The organism is Pseudomonas sp. BP6, from assembly GCF_017875935.1.
Classification (GTDB): domain Bacteria; phylum Pseudomonadota; class Gammaproteobacteria; order Pseudomonadales; family Pseudomonadaceae; genus Aquipseudomonas; species Aquipseudomonas putida_Y.
On the sequence record NZ_JAGINI010000001.1, the window covers coordinates 2,356,765 to 2,375,061 of the forward strand.

11 protein-coding genes are annotated in these 18,297 nt (G+C 58.3%); 6 read left to right on the forward strand and 5 right to left on the reverse strand.

The genetic code is table 11. The features are described from left to right. Positions 1-536 precede the first annotated feature (536 nt). The 4 genes from J3A98_RS26905 to J3A98_RS27180 form a co-directional block, all read right to left on the reverse strand. Positions 537-809, reverse strand: coding sequence for an integrase core domain-containing protein (locus tag J3A98_RS26905; RefSeq protein ID WP_245355139.1), 273 nt, complete (start codon positions 807-809; stop codon positions 537-539). Beyond that, entirely contained in the window at positions 806-1,159 is a 354-nt protein-coding gene (locus J3A98_RS27175) for a DDE-type integrase/transposase/recombinase (protein ID WP_348635625.1), read from the reverse strand. The genes J3A98_RS26905 and J3A98_RS27175 overlap by 4 nt, the downstream gene beginning before the upstream one ends. A gap of 293 nt (positions 1,160-1,452) precedes the next feature. Next, positions 1,453-1,761 carry a transposase gene (locus tag J3A98_RS26915; RefSeq protein WP_241792162.1) on the reverse strand — a complete coding sequence of 103 codons (309 nt, stop codon included), beginning with the start codon at positions 1,759-1,761 and terminating at the stop codon, positions 1,453-1,455. Between the two features lie 252 nt (positions 1,762-2,013). Further along, positions 2,014-2,955, reverse strand: a complete 942-nt coding sequence (locus J3A98_RS27180; protein ID WP_209966036.1) for a tyrosine-type recombinase/integrase — start codon at positions 2,953-2,955, stop codon at positions 2,014-2,016. A 204-nt stretch (positions 2,956-3,159) separates the two neighbouring features. Between J3A98_RS27180 and J3A98_RS10805 the strand changes: the two genes are divergently transcribed. From J3A98_RS10805 to J3A98_RS10825, 5 genes are all read left to right on the forward strand, one after another. Continuing rightward, positions 3,160-4,017 (forward strand): DNA-binding protein, encoded by an 858-nt coding sequence (locus J3A98_RS10805; RefSeq protein ID WP_245356165.1) that lies wholly within the window; start codon positions 3,160-3,162, stop codon positions 4,015-4,017. 321 nt (positions 4,018-4,338) lie between these two features. Further along, the gene (locus tag J3A98_RS10810; RefSeq protein WP_209966038.1) at positions 4,339-6,408 is read left to right on the forward strand and encodes a PAS domain-containing sensor histidine kinase; all 2,070 of its coding nucleotides are present in this window, start codon (positions 4,339-4,341) and stop codon (positions 6,406-6,408) included. Between the two features lie 797 nt (positions 6,409-7,205). Next, positions 7,206-8,420 carry a hypothetical protein gene (locus J3A98_RS10815; RefSeq protein ID WP_209966041.1) on the forward strand — a complete coding sequence of 405 codons (1,215 nt, stop codon included), beginning with the start codon at positions 7,206-7,208 and terminating at the stop codon, positions 8,418-8,420. After that, positions 8,417-10,405, forward strand: coding sequence for a hypothetical protein (locus tag J3A98_RS10820; RefSeq protein WP_209966044.1), 1,989 nt, complete (start codon positions 8,417-8,419; stop codon positions 10,403-10,405). Before J3A98_RS10815 ends, J3A98_RS10820 begins: the two co-directional genes overlap by 4 nt. Next, positions 10,389-14,150, forward strand: a complete 3,762-nt coding sequence (locus tag J3A98_RS10825; RefSeq protein ID WP_209966046.1) for a DEAD/DEAH box helicase — start codon at positions 10,389-10,391, stop codon at positions 14,148-14,150. The genes J3A98_RS10820 and J3A98_RS10825 overlap by 17 nt, the downstream gene beginning before the upstream one ends. Here the strand turns inward: J3A98_RS10825 and J3A98_RS10830 are convergent, their stop codons facing one another. Then, positions 14,151-14,342 carry a WYL domain-containing protein gene (locus J3A98_RS10830; RefSeq protein ID WP_348635636.1) on the reverse strand — a complete coding sequence of 64 codons (192 nt, stop codon included), beginning with the start codon at positions 14,340-14,342 and terminating at the stop codon, positions 14,151-14,153. Between the two features lie 476 nt (positions 14,343-14,818). Here J3A98_RS10830 and J3A98_RS10835 point away from each other — a divergent pair, with 476 nt between their 5' ends. Continuing rightward, positions 14,819-17,836, forward strand: a complete 3,018-nt coding sequence (locus tag J3A98_RS10835) for a RelA/SpoT domain-containing protein (protein WP_209966051.1) — start codon at positions 14,819-14,821, stop codon at positions 17,834-17,836. The last annotated feature ends 461 nt before the right edge of the window (positions 17,837-18,297 follow it).

An 18,297-nucleotide genomic window follows, 5' to 3' on the forward strand; every position in this document is an offset into this window, starting at 1 on the left:
AGGCAAAGCACAGATGACGCACGCTCGGTCCAGAGCTCGGCCGTCTGGGAGAGTCTGGGAGAGGTAGCTGTTAGTCGATTAGGGATCCGTAGGGGCCTTAGAAATGCCATCAAAAACCAAATCAGGTCGGCTCGCACGGGTGAGGAGTGGATCGCGCGTGACGGTGATCTGGGGGTGAAATCAACCAGGGTGTGTACGACTGGGCGAAAGGCTAGGAGAGGCGATTTGAGTGACGCCGTTTATGTTCAATAGGCCCCACATTTTGACACAGTGGGGGGCTGCTTGATTGGCTCTGTTTCCCACTATCCTAGACTGGATGGCCAGGCCCCCTGGCCCTGATTACGCAGTAAACGCTCTCACTCAAAAGGTTAATTCGGCTAGCCGTTGCTGGAGGACATCTGCCTCGAAGTCGGAATCAACTGTGCCGACAGTCACGGCGCACTCGGAGTAAGCGCGTGGATGCGCCAGTTAGTTAAAGACGCGATGAGCGAGTGCTGGTGGCCAAAGTGGCTGCTGCTGAAGATCTACATCTATGGCTACCTGAACTGGTCAAGTAATTTTGGACACCGGTTAAGGTTCATGCCGCTATCCTGAGCTTTTCCTCCATGGCTACTGGTGTTTTCATAGCCGTTGTAGCTGTGGAGGCGTTTGAGCTTGTAGCGCAATAGATAAGCCTGGATATCCCCTCGTGCCTGCGCTTCGGTCTCATAGCCCTCCGCTGGCATCCATTCTGATTTCAACGTGCTGAAGAATCGCTCCATGGCGGCAATATCCCAGCATTGGCCCCGATGGCTCATGCTCTGGCTCAATTTGTACTCATCGAGTGCTGCCCTGAATTATGGCTGGTGTACTGACAGCCCTGGTCCGAATGAAACATTACACCCGCCGGCCTGCCTCGTGATTCGGCAGCCATGCGCAGGGCGTTACAAGCCAGATTAGCGTCTGCAATCATTGAGAACGCCCAACCCACTACTCGACGGGCATAGAGATCAATCACAGCGGCTAGGTACAACCAGCGCTTGCCAACCTGGATGTAGGTCACATCTCCACACCAAACCTCATTGATCGTTGAAAGCTTGAAATTGAGCTTCAGTGATTCTGCGCCCGATGACCGATATCGGTGCGGCCTGCGCTGCTTGCACTTCAGTGCCAGCTTCACGCATTAACGCGCGCACCTTGTATCGTCCGACTTCATGACCTTATCGCCGCAATTCCTGCACCAGCGTTCGCAAGTCAGACGCACTTCGTGAGGCGTTGAAGTGCTTGATGACCAATAGGCGCAGAGCATCTCTGGCCGGGTCTTCACACCCTTGCCGTTTGCGCCATGCATAGAAACTGCTGCGTTTGACTCCAAGCACGCGGCAGCAGTCGATAACAGGATATTGCTCACTCAGCTCGTTGATCAGCGAGGACGATCTTTGGAGTCCCGAAGCAGAAGAGCACTGGCCTTTTTTAGGATTTCGATGTCCCGATCTTTTGCCGAACCAGCGCTTCGAGTTCTTCAATTCGTTGCTGCTCCGGCATGATCGCCTTGGCTCCGGCCGGAAACTTGCCAGCCCTCTCTTCGCGCACCTGCTCAACCCAACGACTGCGGGCCGTAGGCCCCAGCCCAAGGGCTGCGCAGACTTCAGGAACTGACTGGCCGCCGTCCAGCACCATTTCGGCAGCTTGGACTTTGTATTCTCTTGAGTAAGATTTACGCACTGATTTTGCCTCCAATTGGGCGTCATCATAGCGCCCGATGAAGGTGTCCAAAATCATTAGGCCAGTTCACTTAGTCCTAACAGATCTTTCTGGATAATGGCATGCATGGCGTGGGTACGAGTAGGTTTGCAAGGGTATGGCAGATCCCGCAACACGCCAGCACGCCGACGGTGGCTGACGAAATATGGAATTGTCATCTCCGCTGAATCGCTTGCGGGTTAGTTCAGGTTGTATAGCTCAGCTAGGCATCGACCAAGGATTGTTTCGAGTGTTCCAGATCAGGGGAACTCGGGCGTTTCGTAAGCGCGATCATCCTTCGAGCTTTCTAAAAAGGCCCCCAAATTGTTGTGCAGGCTCAACATAGCGTAGTGCGGACTTCAAATCGCTCCAGCCGACGTAGTCCATCAACGTCTTGATGTCCCAGCCTGAACTCGCTGCCCAGGTGGCAAAGCCTCGCCGTATCGAGTGCGCACTATAGATCTCGGACGGCAAGCCACACCTATCCAGAGTGCCGCGAAGCAGGGGAATTAAGCTATGGGCGGCAAGCGGGCGATCGCTTATGTTGCCCCAGCGATCGATGCTTCTAAACACACCTCCGCGGGTAAGGCCAGCAATCTCGATCCAGTTCAGGTAAGCCTCGACAGGGCAAAGCTTGCTTAGCGATGGGGTTTTGTACTCGCGCCCGATGTTCTGCCGATCTCCTTTGCTAGACCCGAGGTAAAACTTAATCCCGACGTAGCGCTCGGCATGCGTGTTCTCGATCGTGAGCCTGGCAAGTTCGTCCCCGCGGAAGCCCCTCCAGAACCCGATCGTGAGCAGAGCGATGTCGCGACTCGCCTTGAGAAGGACGGCCATATTGCCGGCGGATCTTGCCTGGGCAGCCTCATCCTCTAGGTGAGCGACTGCCTTCTCAAGATGCAGCAACGCTAGCGGGGCAGCTTGCTTTTGCTGGACGGGATGAAGTGCCCTGATGCCTTTTAGCAACTGCCTGACCTTCGGTGCCTTGGTGGGATCTGGGAAGCCGTTGCTCTGATGCCAGTTGGCGAGCGCAGCCAGGCGCTGCTTAAGGGTGCTGAGCGCCAGCTGGTCAGCGTACTCAGCGATGTACCGCACGACTGACTCGGTGGTGGTGGGCAGAAAGCCGCCCCACGTCACCTCGAAGTGGTTGAGGGCAGCCGCATAGCTCTTCGAGGTGTTCTCTCGAACGCTCGCATCCAAGTACCTATCAGCCTTACTGGGCACATCAACCACGCTAATCCTCCGTTTCGAGCCCTACGTGGCTCTCCTTTGCCATTTGTACCGCTTTTTGGGTCATTTTACCCCAAACTTGGCCCTGGCAAGCTATAAACCTCGATTATGTCTTGCCACAAATGAAGGAATATTTGGTATCTCAAAGTGTTAAAGTGGCACGTAATTACATGAAACGTAAAACAGTACGTAATCGTAGGGGCAGACATGGCTAGAGGCGGCATTAACCTGGTACTGGTGCGCAAGGCTCGCGAGGCGCTGCTGTTGAGAGGGCAGAACCCTAGCATCGACGCGATACGCATAGAACTTGGGAATACTGGCTCAAAGACAACAATTCAGCGCTTTTTGAAGGAGATTGAAACGCATGACCCCCGACCATCAGCTTCGCCATCGCGCTTAAGTGATGAGCTCACGGAGCTGGTGGGCAAGATGCTCGAGCGCTTGCTAGCGGAGGGGAACGAAGCCTTGGCGCATGAGCGAGCCGCATTTGAGCTTGAACGCAAAGCGATGAAGGCTGAGAGCAGTACACTTCAAAGTGATCTTGAGCAATTGCAGTTGGAGATCGCCAAGCTGCAGTCAGCCCTGCAGGCTCAGGACGAAGAACTCAAGATCGTTCAATCCAGCCTTCAAACAGAGATCACTCGAAACGCCCGGATCAGCCAGAGCTGCAGCGACCTTGAGATACGCGTGCAAGAGAAGGACGCCCAGATCGAATCTCTGGAGCAGAAGCACACGCATGCCAGAGAAGCACTCGAGCACTACCGAGTAGCGGTAAAGGAACAGCGCGACCAGGATCTAAACCGTCACGAAACTCAGATCTACCAGATGCAGCAAGAGGTGACAGTCCTCCAACAGACGCTCATGGTTAAGCAGGAGGAGGCCACTCGATTGATTCGCGACAACGAGCGATTGATCGCCGAAAACCGCCAGCACGCCAAGGAGGCCAGCCAGCATCGTGACGCTATCGAGCATCTGAGAGGCGACCTGGGCATCGCCAATGCTGCAACTGCTCGCGCGGAAGGGGGCCAAAGAGCTGCTGGCTCACCAGCTCGAAACCAAGAGTAAAGAGGCTACCGATGCCCATCTAACTGGAACAGCAGCACAGCAAAAGGCAGAAGAGTTGAAGGCACTGCTCGAGCAGTCTGAAACCGAGCTAGAAGCACTTCGCGCTTCGATTGAAACCAAACAAGGGTCAGAAAGTCAGTAAGCCTCGAGCCGAGACGTATTGGTGGAGTACAAATGTACTCTATCCGTATTTCAGGCATACGCGCTTCTCTACACGTTCACCTAAGAGGGGCTCAGTTGCGATTACCTCAGGCGGCGCATCACGCTCTACAATGATTTCCATCGGCTAATCGATCATGGATGTAAGTGAAGAGGCAATTTATGGATCGCGAAGGCCCTGGCACTCCAGGCACCTTTGATGCTCCGGCATCACCGCATCAGGATCACGCATTTCCGACAACCGCCTCGGAGCGCCTACAGCTGGCGCTCGACGCTGGCGCCATCATCGGCACATGGGTATGGGATATTCCGGATAATCGGGTTACCGCTGATGAGCGGTTCTCCCGCTCCTTCGGGCTGGCTGCGGACAGGTGTCTGGCCGGCATCCCGATCGAGGAAGCGTTTTCGTCCATACACCCTGATGATCGTGATCGAGTCTTGGCTGACATCCATGACGCCATGCGCCGCGGTGGGGCTTATCGGTGTGAATACCGGGTGAAGCAACACGAGGGCGGCTACCGCTGGGTCGAGGCTAACGGCCGTGCCGAGCTCAATTCGGACGGCCTAGCTGTGCGCTTTCCGGGGGTGCTCATGGACATTGAGTCACGCCGCTCTGCCGAGGCCGAGCGCGACAGAATGTCAGCCTTACTCCGCACCTTTGCCGCAGCAGTACCTGGTGTTGTCTACGCCAAAAACCTAGAAGGCAGACTGCTGGTCGCGAACCATGGAGCCACGCAGCTGATCGGTAAACCCCCTGAATTTTACCTTGGCAAAACCGACCTAGAGGTTCTGGAAGACAAGGCGCAGGCCCGCCAGATCATGGAAACCGATCAGCGCATCATGCAAAGCGGGAAGGCCATTCAGATTGAAGAGCGCGTCGACATGCCGGATGGCTCGGCTACCTACTGGCTTTCGATGAAATCTCCTCTTCGCAATGAATCAGGTGAAATCATCGGCCTGATTGGTTCATCCATTGATGTAACGGCAAGGAAGAAAGCGGAATCGGAGCTGCTGCAGCTCAATCACACGCTGGAAGCACGCATAGAACAAGCCATTGCCGAGCGTGAAGCAGCTCAAGCGGCGCTTCGCCAGTCACAGAAAATGGAGGCGGTAGGACAACTGACCGGAGGTATCGCTCATGACTTCAATAATTTGCTGGCTGGCATTACAGGCAGCCTGGATTTGATCAGACTTCGCTTGAAGCAGGGGCGCATTTCGGACGTCGAACGTTACGTGACAGTCGCTCACGGCGCGGCTCATAGGGCTGCCGCTTTGACCCATCGACTTCTAGCGTTCTCCCGTCGCCAGACGTTGATGCCTGTCCACACCGATGTGAATACCCTGATCAGTGACATGGAAGAGCTGATTAGCCGCACAGTGGGGCCAGGGATTGAACTGAAGGTAGAACTGAATGCAGCATCAAGCATCTGTCTGGTCGACCCCGCACAAGTAGAGAACTCGCTCCTGAACCTGTGCATCAATGCCCGTGATGCCTTGGAGGGTGGCGGGTATATTTTCATCAGAACGTTCAACCAGGAGCTGGCGCAAGGGGCAGAGCTGGATCCTGAGCTGGCGCCAGGCAGCTATTTCACGGTTTGTGTCGCTGATAATGGAACCGGCATGAGCGCTGAAACACTGACCCGGGCATTTGAACCATTCTTTACCACCAAGCCCGTGGGCGCCGGCACTGGCCTCGGCCTGTCCATGACCTATGGATTCGCCAAGCAATCCGGAGGACAGGTCAGGATTGAGTCTGAGGAGGGAGCTGGAACGCGGGTCTTCCTTCAGCTACCAAGCCATACGGCTCAAATCCCTGCGCCAAAGCCTGTTGAGCAGCAGCCCGAGTCAAAGATCTCCTCATCCGGGGAGACGGTGCTGGTCGTCGACGACGAGCCTTCCGTTCGCCTATTCGTGAGTGAGTTGCTGGGCAGCAATGGCTACATTGTCATAGAGGCTGCCGACAGCCTGGCGGGACTTCAGCTGCTTGGATCGGACACCCGCATTGACCTGCTTGTAACAGACATCGGCCTACCTGGTGGCATCGACGGTAAACAGATGGTCGATACAGGACGCAGTACTAGGCCTGATCTTCCCGTGCTGTTCATGACCGGCTATGCGCAGCCGCATGTCCTGGAAAACGCCAAATTAGGGCCGTGTACGGCAATACTGACCAAACCCTTCTCACTCGAAGCCATGATGCAGAGCGTTAACACCCTGCTCAGGAGAACTTGACTGCCAGAGGAGGTAGCAAGCTCCGCCCATCTTCAACTGCGGCGATGCCCCAATGATGGAATGGAGTCCATGCTTCCCATGTAGGATTTAAGTACCTCAGGAATACGAACTGAGCCATCTGCCTGCCGGTGATTCTAAAATATGGCAAACATACTGCGTGCCACGCCAGACCTGCGGCTACCAAGGCAGACTGTCTACCAGTGACTGACAGAACACTGACCTGAGTGCGCTCTGAAGCGGGTAAGGGTTACCGATCGGGTAGGTGTAGAGATTACTGGCGAACCCCCAGCAGGAGTACGAATGTACTCCTTGCCGATGCTCCAACAAAACCCTCCGAGCGTGAGCCACGTACTTAAAGCTGGCAGGCTGGGCTTGAGAGGTGGTCAGCAAAGAAACGGACAGGGCTTGAGCTTTTCTAGTCCGTGCTCGCGCTGAGGGCTCATGAGATATAAACCGTCATGCGTCACTCGAGCGAGATGACTTTTTACGGTCGGCGGCCTCGCCTGCCCGCCCAGCTTCAGCAACCACTGGAAACTCCACTTCAGCGACAGCGTGCAGTTGTCTACGGCGCGGCGGCTGCCGCCAAATAGCCATACGGATCTCCTGGCGCTAGGGAGCCGTCAGCATGGGGTGGGCGATGGTCAGGATGTGTCGTCTCTGCCGCAAACAGAGGAAAAGATGGCATATTGCCTTCCCTTTTGATCTGGCCGAGCCGATTACTGCCGGGACTGAGACACAAGCTGTCGGTGTCAGCGGTGATGTTGGCCATGCATTAGTTTTCTCAAGGATGTGTGTTGATGATTACCGTTCTCTCCCTGCTGGACGACAGGCTGCGACCTAAGGGGTCCAGGGATCCCTTGGCCATCGAGTCGATCTGGAGCGCCGTGGGGCGCAAGCTGGTCGGCAACCTGACCACGGTCACCAGCCGCGCCGAGCACTTCATGGTGGCGCTGCTGGCCTGCCGTCATGCCCATGAAGGCAAATCCCGCTCGCTGGACGAGGTACAGGCCCGCTATGTCACGGCCGAGCAACTGGCCGCGTACTTGCGTCTGGAAGCCTCTGCCGAAGCCAGCTTGCTGGGGCGTCAGCTGGCCGTTGCCAATTTCAGGCGCGACGCGATGGCGCTGGGAATGCACAAGAAAGCCCAGATTCTGAGCAATCAGCTGAGCTACGGGTTGTGGGGGCTGTATTCCTCGGCCCTGCATGAGGCTGGCCTGATCAAGGGCAACGATAGGCGCCTGACCGACGCAGGGCGCGCCCTGACAGATGCGTTGCTGGAGGTGTTCGGCAAGTCGCAATGGCAGCGCTTCGGCGAGTTGGCAAACCAGGACGCGGTGAGCAGGCAGCAGCTGTCGACACTGGCTGGGCCATTTTCGGCCCTGCTAAAAGACCAGGGCGTGCGCAAACAACTGGTCTCGGCGCTGCTGCGGTACGCCAAGGCTTGCCCATTGCAACTGGCGTTGCATGATGCGGCCCAGCAGTGGCTGGCATTGCCGGGTGAGCACGATGTATCTGCTCGCGCCTTCGCCAGCTGGGCGGTGGGCGCTGATGAAGTCGATGCGCAGGTACAGCAGGTCCTGAAGCAGATCCTGCTGTTGCAACCGCTACTGGTATTCGCCAACACCGTGGTCGTCTGGCTGCAGCGGCAGGGCGGGCGAACCCGCGTAGCTTTGGTCGAAGACTTGCGCTCGCGGCTTACCGAGCCTTTCCTCCAGTCGGGTTGGGATCGACCTGGGTTGCCCCATGCGACCTTCCTGCAGGGCTTGAGCGATGCTGTCAATGACGGGGATGCGGGGGCGGTGATCGACCAGCTCATCCGCCAGAATTCGGCGGTCATGGGCGCGCGCGGCGGTGCGGCCTGGCTGGATTGGGAGGGGGACAGGCTCAAGGTCAGGGTGCCGGTCGACCGCGCCAGCCTCCCTGCCGAACTGGTCGCGCACTGCCATCGAACCTGGGACTACAGCTTTTTCCTCCATGCCTTCCTCGCCATTGCCAAGGCCGGTCACGTATGAAAGCACATACCATCAGCGACGCGTTTCGCCGCTGCATCGGCGAGCGTGAAGTGAGCTTTGCCTTCTTCAGCACCTACAGTTTCGAGCCTGACTTCTTCGAACTCGAAGTCATTCCCTTGCTCTTGGGCGATCAGGCGCTCTCCAGTCAGGATGACATTCGCTATGTCCAACTACAGGTTTTGATGCAGGACAAGGCCCGGCGATTCGCCGTGGCCCACGACATGGATGTCTTCAACCCTGCCGCCGGCAGCCGTCTGGAAGTCGACTACCTGCCGGTAAGAATCGGCGGGGCCTGCCAGCATTCCAAATTGGCGATCCTGGTGGTCAAGGGCGATCAGGGGGATGCGGCCATCCTGTTGGCAGCAGGGTCGTTCAACCTGACCAAGGCCGGCTGGTGGGACAACATCGAGGTTGGCCACTTCGTCGAGCTCAGCGCCAACCATGCACCGGGCAATATCCTTGGGCCGCTGCGCCGGGCCTTGCAGTTTTTCCAGGCCAGCACACCGGCACCTGCGCTCGATGGGATCGTCGCGGTGCAGGAAGGCTGGTCGCCGGGTGAACATGATCCCGACTGCAGCTTCTATTTTTCCGGCGCTGCATCTGGGCGTGTGGCCTTTCTCGACTTCCTGCACCAGCACCTGCAAAGGCCAGCGACTGCAAATGGCACAGGCACGTTGGAAATCATCAGCCCGTTTTTTGCCGAGAAGCCCACCCGTGGCAGTACCCAGGAGCTGATGAGCGAGTTCGGCACTGTGCGCCTGTTGCTGCCGAAGGATGAAGATGGACGCGCATTGGTCGACCGTGCGGTGTACAGCGCCTTCGAGGTGCAGCAGTGGTGTGACTGGGCCGAGCAGTGGCAAGGCAGTCACAAGGTGCACGACAAGCCGTTACGCCGCCTTCACGCAAAGGTTTTTCAGGGGCTGGGCAAGCAGCCATGGCAATTCGTCGGTTCGGTGAATTTCAGTCACAAGGCCTTCAAGGAAAACGTCGAGGCAGGGTTCCTGCTGCAGGGGCGGGCGCTGGCGCCGTTGCTGGCGACTTCGACGACCAGCTTCACGGAATTCGCTGAGGTACCTGGTACGCAATCTGCCCAGACGCAGGACGGCTTGGTAATGCCCGTTCTATGCCTGGCATACGACTGGGACAGTGGGGTGCTGGAGGTGACGGCGCAGGCGCCGATCAGCGGTGAGCTGACACTACTGGACAGCTCCAGTGGCAATCTCGCCACGCTGCATTTCGAACGGGCCGCGCAGCTTGTGCAGCCGTTGCCCGCGCTGCATGAGCACCTGCAGCGTTCTTCATTGCTCAATGTGTGCTGGCAGGCCGGCGGCGAATGCGTGACACGTTGGCTGATGGTCTCGCAGCACAACATCTACTGCCGCCCCAGCCATTTGCCGGCCATGGACCTGCAAAGCCTGCTGCGCCTGTTCATCGAGATGCGCTTGAGCAGGAAAATCAGCCAGTTTGGCGAGCTGGCCCAGCGGTTGCTGAGCCGGCGTCACGCCGACGAGGCGGACGAACATCTGCCGCAGCTGCCGGATGAAGGCGAAGACCGCAGCTTTTTCTCAGAGTTTTCACAGGTCAACGGGGCGTTCTGGCAACTGGAACGCACACTGGAACGGGCCGAGGCCGAGGGGAATCACGCCAAACTGGCGTACTACCTCGCGGGCTGCCAGCCCGACTCCTTGCGGGCCATGCTCGACAGCGTGCAGGCCGCAGCAGGCGATGAAGAAACGCTGGTAGTGCGCTATTTGACCCTGGTCAGCATGCAAGGCGTGTTGAACCGCTATCCGCAGCACCGTTGTGCAGACCTGGAATCAGGTGTGGCGGCCGCCATCAGCGGGCTGGAACGCCAGGAATTGCTTGGCCAACTCGGCGAAGGCGAGGGCAAGCGGTTTCTGCAGTGGTTCAGGGCGCAGTTTCAGCGTCGCCTGAGCACTTCGAAGTCACCCAACAAAGAGGTTGCCCATGCAGCGGATCAATAAGGCCACGGCCCAGGCTGTGATCGATTTTTCGGGCAATAACCCCGAACTCGCGGGGCTGGCCGAACAGCAGCTGGAGGGCACCGTCGCGCTGTACAACAAGCTCGCGGACCAGCGGGTAGCCTACCTTGCCGATGAAGTCGGGATGGGCAAGACCTACATAGGCCTGGGTGTGGCTGCCTTGATGCGGCATTTCAACCCGGGGCTGCGCGTGCTGTACCTGTTACCGAAAAACAACGTTCGCGACAAATGGATCAAGGACTATCGGGCCTTCGTGCGCAGCAACTATCGGCTCCAGGACATGGCGGTCAAAGGCCTGGGCAGCGACCCCGTCACGCCCTACGCCGACTGTCGAAAACTATCCGAGCTGGTTCAAACCGTCGCCAGTGGCAATGAGCGGGACCTGTTCCTGTGCACGTCGATCTTCAGCTACGCGCTGGGCAATACGGCGGCCCAGCTGCTGGACAGTACCCGGCAGTTCGAAGAATCGATGCCCCAGTATCGGCTTCTGATGGCCCCATTGGCCCTGCAACTCCGGGCCATGAACGGCAACTGCAAACCGGCAGACCTCAAGCGCAAGGTCAAGCACGTGTGGATGCAGGCCCTGGGCAAAATGTTGCCGCGCTTCGACCTGGTGATTGTGGACGAAGCGCACAACTTGCGGGCTGGCCGTGAAAGCAGTGACCGTAACCGTTTGCTGGCGACCTTGCTGGGGGACAACCAACGCATCAAGCGCCTGTTGCTGCTGTCGGCGACACCCTTCGACCGCGACCTGGGCCAATTGCGCAACCAGCTTGCCCTGTTTGGCTTCAAAGCGCAGGCCGACCTGCCAGCGGGTAACGATCCGGCCGCCCCCGACATGCACGCAGCGCTCGCTCGCCTGCTGGTTCGGCGGCTGAATACGCTCACCCTTGGCCAGAAAGCGCACACCCGCAACATGTATCGGCGTGAGCAGCGCGGCAGCGAGGCACACGTGACATTGACGGTCGCGCAGAAGCTGTTCGCCGCACTGCTGCAGAAGAAGGTCAGCGAGCATTTGCAGGAAAACTGCTCGAACCGTTTCGAACTGGGAATGTTGGCCTCGTTCGAGAGCTACTTGCCTGGCGAAAAGAACCAGCCGGTGACTTTCGACGGTGATGAGGTCGCGAGCGACAGTGAATCGTCGCACGATGCGGCAGACCGCAGCGTCGTCGAGTATCTGGTGGAAGATTTCGAGAAGACCTTCAAGCGCAGGCCTCCGCACCCGAAAATGGACAGTGTGTGCCGGCAGACACACCGGCTGGCGTTTGTCGAAGGCAAGAAACAGTTGGTCTTCGTGCGCCGGATACGCAGCGTCACCGAGTTGAAGTTCAAGCTCGAAGAGGCCTACAACGAATGGATCGGCGATTACATCGACAGCGATGTTGCCGTTGCCGACGTTTTCAAGCGCTATCGGAAGCGCGCAGCCCAACGCAGCCACTCACTCATCGAGCCCGAGGCCGTCGATGACTTCGAAGCAGCGGCCAGCGGCGACAATTTCTTCACCTGGTTCTACCGAGGACGGAATCCGGAACTGGACCGCGAGAAAAAGTTGGGGCAGTTGCCACACAACTTGCGCAGCAAACTGCTGCAGAGCCGATGGTTCGAGACCAACTGGGCATCCTTGCCAGGCATGCCGGCCGCGAAGTCGCTGGTCCTCGATTGGGGCGTGATCGGCAAGAACGAATCTACTGCCAACCCCGGCCAGCGTTATCGACTGGCTCAATATGCTTATCTGCGTGCTGTCGCGGCACGCAAAGACAAGGCGGCGATTGTCGCCAACCACGTGCTGACTGTGTTGTTTGACAAGTTCGAGGCCAGGTGCGACCTGGCCGACCCTTCTGTGCTGATCAGCGAACTGCAACGTTCGACGCTGTGGGACATTCTGCGACGCCAGGCTGAGCTGTCGGAACTGGCGCCGCTATGGACCGCCGATACATTCATTGAGCTGACCAAGGCAAACCACGCTGGGGCCGATCGGCTACTGCGCAGGCTCAGTACCCACCAGGAGCTTTTCGGTGTGCTTTGCCGTGTGGATCATCCTTTCATTGACCTGTATGCGCTCAGGCACACAGGCAAGGAAGGGGAGGCCGATGCCGAAGAGGCATTCATGGCGGCGTTGGCCGAACGGTTGCGCGTACAACACGCGCAGCGCATCCCGTTCTGCAGCTACCAGATACTGCGCGACACTGCCCAGAACCTGGACTTGTTGATCAAGCTCAATTTCCCGGATGTGTACACCAAGCCAGTGAGCAGCCTGACACAGTACCTGTCCAGCCAGGTCCGCTCCACATCGCCCGTTCGCGGCGCTACGGGCGAGAACAGCGGCAGCCGTACGGCGATCGCCACGTTGTTCCGCATGCCCGGTTATCCCAGGGTGCTGGTGTCCACCGATGTGTTCCAGGAAGGTGAAGACCTGCACACCTTCTGCGACAGCGTGGTCCATTACGGTATTTCCTCCAGCCCTATCGCGCTGGAGCAGAAGGTCGGTCGTGTCGACCGGGTCGGTTCGCTGGCGCATCGACGCATGCAGTCGGCCGGTGATGGTTATGCCGAGCACTTCATTCAGGTTGGCTTTCCGCACATCCGGCAAAGCATGGAGTTCTACCAGGTGCGCACGGCCGCAGCCAATATGAATGCCTTCATTCAAACGCTGCATGCCGTGGGAAGACAAGGCCCGCGCTTCAAGCACGAGGTGCAATTGCAGGACGAGGTTCTGGACCCCTCACCGGTGCAGCCGCAGATCCTCGATTTTTTGACCAGCCACTACGCCATCACTGATGGCGACCTCCAGGGCGATGACTGCAGCCAGTTCATCAGCGACCGGGCCAAGGCCATGCAGCAGCGTCTGGAGCATGTCAAGACCCAGTTGGGCACCTCGCTCAGGGACCTGACAGGTGATCCGCAGGTGTTGGTCAAGGAGGATGGCAAAGGCTGGCACTTGTCCAGCACAGACCTCGACAGCCCCGTGGCTGCCGGGCCGGCAGTTTCCGTCCGTAGCGCGGTTGGCATGGCCGAATTGGTGATCGCAGCGACGTTGCCCAGCGGGATCGAAGACCCCGGTGACATCGACAGCCCGATCGGGCGTGTGCGTGTGCTCAAGGCCCTGCAAGCCGACCCGTTCAGGCGCCTGGCGCGGGTGCCGGGCACTGACAAGTCCAGGCAAATGGCGTTGCAGTATCAGGTTGAAGGTTATGCGGGCAGTGACGGTGTGCTGATCGGCGACGAAATTCTCGACGTCTATCAGCGTGCCTCAGGTTCGCAAGCGGCCGGCAAGTGCACAGAGCAAACGCGGTCGTGCGTTCACGCGATGGTGGACGGGCTGGCCTGCGACACGCCGCGGATGAGTGTGCGGCGCTTGTCGACCTGGAGGCTGGCGTTCCTGTTCAAGCTGGAGGGGCGAATGCAAGTGGTTCGGTGGGCGTTCAAGGGCCCGTACGTGATGTTCAGCGCCAATGTGGTCAACCCCAAGCACACCCGAAGACTGGCCATGTTCAACCGGTTCAGCCAATCACCGCTGGTAGAGCACACGCTCGGGCGTAACGCCCGATTCGAACTGGTGGACTTCCATGTCGACCAGAATGAGGCACTGAGCGTGCGAGCCTGCCACCCGGTGCAGCACCTCAATGAGGAAGAACTGATGTACATCGCCCATCAAGTCGCGTCCCAGGCAGACCGGCTGGAGCACGTACTGATGGGGCGGGAAGAGGAGATCGGCGGCGACGACTGATCAGTCTGCCGGGCGTTTGTAGCGTTCGAGTGCCTCGTGCAGCTTCTCGCATACATACTCCCGCAGTTCAGAGGGGGCCAGCACTTCGATGCCTGCCGCGTTGCTGAGCAGAAACAGGCGTAGCCCCAGGCTGTCTTTCAACTGGCAGGTCAATACCCAACCATGCCGGTCCTGCGTGAGCTGCGGGCACAGCGATTTTGGCCACTGTGGTGCAGACGCTGACTACGCTTTGCAGCATCCGTGCAAAGGTGGTGTCAGGCCCACTGTTGCTGTACTTGCCACGCGCGGCGTCGTATGGGTAGTTCCGCAACGCGGCCAGTTCACCTGTCGCTGCAAGGAACTCGAAGCATTATGTACGCTGGAACATTGCGGTGAGGGTCATCGATTCAGCCGGAGAAAGCACTAGATCGAGGTGTGCACGGCGGAGTATCCCATAGTGGGCCCTGCCGCCTTCGTTCCGGTCACCACCTCGTTGATCACCTAAAGCGATGACCTGCAGCAGAAAAGGCCTAAGCGTTCATGACCGACGCCACCCGCAGGAGCGGCTTACCATTCAGAACTATCGCCAGTAACTCCTGAGCGACCTTACCCATGGCGGCGGTGAATGCCGCTTAATGACCACGCTGGACGACGCCAGCGTTCGATTTCACAGCCTGAGTAGACAGCCAATGAACTTCAACGAATATCAACAACATGGCTGGGCCGCCTATGCCGCCTTGGCGTCGACGATCTCCAGCATCTTGGCCGCTGCTATCGAGACTGAGGGTGGTTACCGCCTCCAGCTGGTCAAAGAGCGCGCCAAGGAGGCCAACTCTCTGTTCAAAAAGCTGCAGGAACGGGGCATCGCGGACACCGCGCAGCTGGAGCATGAAATCAAGGATCTCGCCGGGTGCCGCACGGTGTTCTACACCAACAGCGACGTCGAGAAGTTCATCCACTCGGGCATCATCCAGGAAAACTTCGATGTCTTGGAGGTCAAGCTCCACCAGCCGGGGAGGGAGGTCAAGGATGCGGCAGACCTGTACATCTCCAACCATTATCTGGTGACCCTCACCGAGGAGCGGACCAAGCTACCGGAGTATGCGCGCTTCGCCGGCATGCGCTGTGAAATTCAGATTCAGACAATTCTCAACCACGCCTGGGCGGAAATGGCCCATGACACGATCTACAAAGCACCTGATCTGCGCGACTTTGGCAGCAGGCAGTTTCAGGGGATCAAGAACCGGCTGCAAAAGGTCGCATTGCAGTACCTGGTTCCGGCGGGCTATGAGTTCCAGAAAATCGCGGCTGACTTCCAGCGCCTGCTTGACGGCAAGGCGCTTTTCGATGGGGATGCCCTGGAAGCCATTGTCCGAGCAACGGACAATAATCAGCGGGTAGATGCCCTTGAGCGCTTCGCTGAAAATGTCCTGCCGTTTTATGATGACCTGTCAGCGGTCTACGGTGACGTCGTGGCGAAGCTGCTGGCGGCAGCGGACCAGGCCAAAGCCACCCCCGCTATAGACATCGAAACACCGTATGGCTCCCTGCCCGCGAAAACCTACGCAGATGTCTTGCAGGCGATCGCCGACATCCTTACTCATTACCGCTATGTAGACGCAGAGCTGACCTTTGATGGCCTGTGTAAGCTCTATTTGGCGACCGACACGGAGGCGGAGCGCAAACCGCTGATGCAGTTGGGTGAGGCACTGGCGGGGCACCAACTGGAGATCTGGAACGGCCATGGTCCGCTGGTGCAGTGGCTGCTGGTAGAACGTATCGAAGGGTTCGAAGACAACGTTCGCAAGCAATTGCTGCCGCTGTTGATCGCCGTGCTCAATCCGGTCTTGAGCCTGGAGATCAGTGGCACGTCCAGCAGTTTTGAAGGGTTTACCATTCGCCGCGCCACCGTTGTCGCCAGCGACCAGCTCCGCCTGACCCGGGGCAAAGCCGTCGCACTCCTGGCGAGTCTGTATCCGGTTTGCGATGGCGAAACACAGCAGCGCAGCATCCTGTTGGCAGTGAATGCAGCGACCTGTGGTCCGCGCGGTACCGGCTTCACCCGCGAACTTGCAGCGATCGTTCTCGCCGACACGCTCGCAGTATTAGAATTCCTGCTGAGCATTGCCACCGCCGTTAGTCATCAGACACTGCAAGCGATGGAGGAGCGGGTGCTCCACTGTTATTGGCGCTATGTGCAACTTCCCGAGTACCTGGGAGAAGACGCTGATTTGCAGGCGGCGTGCCAACGCGTGCGTAGTGCAGCATTGAAGTTTCGCGATTTCATCAATGCTGTGCCGGACTATGTGATGTACAAGGCGCTGGTTGGCTACAACTCGGTCTTTCCGCCTGCCTGGGAAGAGCAAGATTTTGGTTATGAGCAAGCGGCGGTTTACCGGAAGGAGCAAATTGAGCGACTTTATGCGCAAGTCGAGCTGCCAAGCGCTGAGCTCTGGTTTGAGCGGTTAAATCGCTTTGCGCAGACAGAGTCTGACGATCTGGCGACATTTCCAGAGTTTGGGCAGTTTCTGGAGCGGTTGGCCGAGGAGAAGGCGGGCATTGTTCGGTCGTTTATCGAGCGAAAGGACAGCAGCCTAATGAATTTCCTCCCTGCAATGCTGATCGGCCTGGCTCGCAGCCAGGAGCGCGAGCAGGTTCGGCTGCGTATCGAGTCGTGGTTGGACCATGGTGAGCATCTCGGCGCTATCGCCTGGTATTTGCGGTTCACCGATTGCTTCGACAAAGAACTGCTTTGTCGCACCTTGGTCAGTGCGCAGAGGCACGGTGACAGAGACGGCCTGAGAAATGTCTTGCTGGCGGCTGTTACCCAGTTTTCCAGCCACCCTGACGATCTGATTGACGGGGTGTTCTTGCCCGCCCTGACAGGGCTGGTCGAACTCGACAACTTCAGCTGGACTGGGCAGCCCTGGTTCTCTTGGCTGAATAACAACCTGATCGCGTCGCTCGATCAAGCGCAGGCTGAGACTGTGTTGAATGCGCTCATCGGCTACCCGGAACTCGTTTATGGAGCCGAATACATTTGCGCCTCGATCGCCAAGCACTGGCCTGCGCTGGTCGTGCAATTTCTGGGCGACCGGCAGTTCTACGCAGAACGTGAAGACGCACCGTCACGCTACGATGCCTTACCGTTCAATGTCTTCGAGCTGCGGGCACCGCTGGCGTTGGTGCCTGACCTGATGCTTACGGCGGCTCAGCAGTGGTTCACCCGCGCACCAGGCAGCTTTGAATTCGATGGCGCAAGGTTGTTGGCCTCGGTCTTCTCGGAGGTGGCGGGTGACTATGCAGAGCGGCTGCGGGCGTTGATCGCGGGCCGGGAGCTCAGCAATCTGGCGTTTGTGTTGGCGCTACTACACGCTTATGAGGGGCGTGAAAGTGTGTATCCTTTGGTTCGAGAGATTGTCGCCGTGCTGCCAGGGCATAGCGACTTGCTGAAATGCGCACAACGTGTGCTGGGCGCCTCGGGCGTGGTGTCGGGAGCGTATGGATTCGCTGAGCTGTATGACGAGCGTAAAGCGCGGCTGAATGAATGGCTGACTGACGAGCGCGAGCCGGTCCGTACCTTTGCATGCGAGCTGATCCGCCGCCTGGAGCAACGGATTTCTGCGGAGAATCGCGCCGCACAGGCCTCGATCGCACTGAGAAGATTGGAGTGGCCAGATGACCAGGATAAGGTGTCCGAGGAGTAAGCCGGTCGGTGAACAACGCGCACGATATTCAGTCGATCTGCCCTCAGGGGTCATCATCATTTGGCGTGATGCGAGGCTTTCATACCTCAGCCTTGGTTCAATGACCGGTCCATAGTGGGGGCGGTGTCTGGGTCGTAATCTAGGTCGTTACCTCAAGAAAACACGCTCTTACAAGGCTCGGTCACGCCCTGATCGCCAAGCATACGGATGGCTCACCATGTAAGGAGCGCGTTGACTGACGACCCGCACCTGAGCGACGAAGTGTTTCAAGGCCTGCTTGAAGGCTCTCGCCTCCGTCAGACGGTACTCATCCACAGAGTCCAAAAAGCACCAGGCTTCTCGGCACGATAAAAACCTGTCAAAGACCGGCGTCATGTAGCCATCGTATTGCCATTGCTACTCTGGTTCAACATACTTGGCTGATGACCCGCGGGTAAGCGGATTACGTGCCATACACCGTG